We start from the raw sequence: 2654 nt of genomic DNA, 5'->3' as shown, positions 1-2654 counted from the left end.
ATCTTTGTTTACCCCAGTATGGGGCATAAAGTAGATTCATGCAATACCGATTTACACAAACTATTTTACACTCCCATAATCTGCTCAGCCAATTTACTTAACGTAGAATTTACAAGCTTATCCCAAAAGTGAAAACCACCGTTAGCTAATTTTTCTTTAATTTCCGGTAATTTTTCTACTAATTCATCTAATTCAAAGGTTCCATTAACAATAATTTGCTTTCCAAGACGACTTCCTTCATAATCCTGATCAGCCTGACAAAAATCTTTAATACTTTGAATGAGCGACTGCCATCTTTCCTGATAACCACCACCTACAATGCTGTCTTCTACAACAGAAAACTGCCAAGACACCATAGGTTGATAAGATTCAGCCACATTAAGAGCTTTCTGAATTATATTTTCATCAGGATTTATAAATAGTAGTTTATTATTATACAGTAATTGATTTTCTGCAAAATTTTCTTGAATATCTTCTATATTAATCGAAGTAATAGATTGCTTTTTTTGTTTATACTGATCAATATTATTTAACAGGTATTGAAATTGTTTCGGAACCATCAATTTAGAATAATCTGGCAACGGAAGAGATAACTCACATTCTTCTTGATAAGAAAGCTCACCATTGCTGGCATATAATTTTTGAAATTCTTCCTGCGTCAAAGGAAGTCCTTCTTTTTGTTTTACAGGACCAGGAATCACACGCATCTGTTCCTTGTTTTCAGCAATGAGTTTGGCAATTTCAATAATAGAATAGCTCTGTCCACCATATACAATGTTTTGATTTTCTTTATTACGAATATTAAATATAGTTTTCCTCTCTTCATCAAGATTTTTTATAAGTTCATCCCTTCGCTTTTTTTCTTCAGCAATATCATTTAACAAATCCTGAATATTTACTACATTTACTTTTGCGCTAATAGAAGAAATAATATCATTCATTTCACTTTGATTGCCATCAAAAACAGGTACACACAAAGGACGAATTTCTTCATCTAATTTATCTCGCAAAACACTTAATGCTTTAATTTTTTCACTAGTAACTAAAACAGTTTTCCCCTGTGCCAAAAAATGACCAATCAAGTTTGCGATGGTATGTGTTTTACCAGTTCCCGGAGGGCCTTGCACTTCAACAGCATTATTCTGCTCTATATCTTGCGCAATACGAAGTTGCGCCTTATTAGCCGGTTTTGTCATAAAAATTTCAGGTGCTTCACCACTAGCAGCAGCTAAGCGTTTTTCAAGAGTTTCTACTTTTTCATGTATATCGGATACTTTATTTTTCGGGTGAAGCAAATCAACCAAATGTGGCGGAATTTCCAATCCATTTTGAATAGCGTCCATAGATTTATCCAAATATTCAATAATGCCAGAATTTTTATTCCGTAAAATAATCATTGGTGAATAAGTAACAATAAATCGCTGAGTCATTTCTTCACCGTGTGTTAAAAATTCTCCATTAGGAGTTAAATAATGAATGACTCTTTTCAAAAATTCAGCAGTACCTTCTTCTTGATTTAAATGAATTTCTGTATTTTCTAAATCAGTAGAAATTTCCCCTAAATGTAACATTTTTGCATCGCTTATATTTTTAAAAAATGAGCTTTCAAATTTAATTTCTTCATCCGTATCAAACAAAGAAATAATATTGTTCTCTATGTTTTCATAAGCAATGCGTATTCTTTTCGTAAACAAAGGATGACAAATATTTTTATCAGACGAGTCAACAAATAAGCCAAACGCATACAAAAGTTCGCTTTCATCTGCTTGGCCTTGAAAATCATTATGTAATGTATAAAAAGATTTAAAAACATTATCAATCTTATTTAACCGAACTCGTTCTGCTACCCAATTTTTTCGTTTATTTTCCCAACAATGAAATGAAGCTATTCGTTCTGGAACATCACTAAATTTTTCACCTGTTTCTTCATTAACATTTTGTATCTTTATTTCTACCCGATAATCCATCCAATCCTTCATTAACCACGGAGAAATTGATGGGGTAGGTTCTGGACAGAGAGGAAGCTGCATCGGTTTCTGTACAGATAATATTCTTCCTTTTTCGTCATCACAGAAAATTTTTATGTATTCATGTTTTTCGTCTAATGATAACAAAGTCGATATCAATCTACATCTATCATATTTTTTACAGTCAGAAACAATATTTTCGCTTTTCAAATAAAATTCTTTAATAGTTTTAAACAACAAATCAACTAAGCTTCGATCACTAATTTGTTTTTCCATGATGTATCCCTCTCTGATTTATAAGCCTATGCAATCTAAATATCGTAACATAATACTTAAAACATATTATACATTATAAAGTATAAAAACCTCAAGCAAAGATACACCAATGCCAAAGGAAGACCTCCTCATCCACCTTTATCAAGAGCTCCAGCATTCCTCCGTTTCGGCAACGGCCCTGCACTTTCCATCGGCCAGCACCTGACGGGGCAAAAATATTCTTCCCATAATAGCTCACAAACCAATAGTTTATCGCCTACGAGATTCTCACAGCGAGACGCCAGCCACTGCTGTCCGTTTTGGCAACTGTCCTGAGCTTTCCGTTGGTCGGCACCTGACGGGCCAAAAAGGCTCTGGACGTCTCCTACGCACAAGGCCATGGGCCGTGTATTTTTTTGCGGTCCGCAGGAC

Annotated in this window: 1 protein-coding gene; it reads right to left on the bottom strand. The window is 34.2% G+C overall.

Annotated features, from left to right (window positions below; all coding sequences use genetic code 11):
• Positions 1-65 precede the first annotated feature (65 nt).
• Positions 66-2243, bottom strand: a complete 2178-nt coding sequence (locus WMO23_RS11125; RefSeq protein ID WP_349174096.1) for an AAA domain-containing protein — start codon at positions 2241-2243, stop codon at positions 66-68.
• Positions 2244-2654 lie beyond the last annotated feature (411 nt).

Source organism: Megasphaera intestinihominis (assembly GCF_040096415.1).
In the GTDB taxonomy this organism is placed as follows: Bacteria; Bacillota; Negativicutes; order Veillonellales; family Megasphaeraceae; genus Megasphaera; species Megasphaera intestinihominis.
Note: the sequence above shows the minus strand (reverse complement) of the source record. Positions and strands in the feature narration are given on the sequence as shown.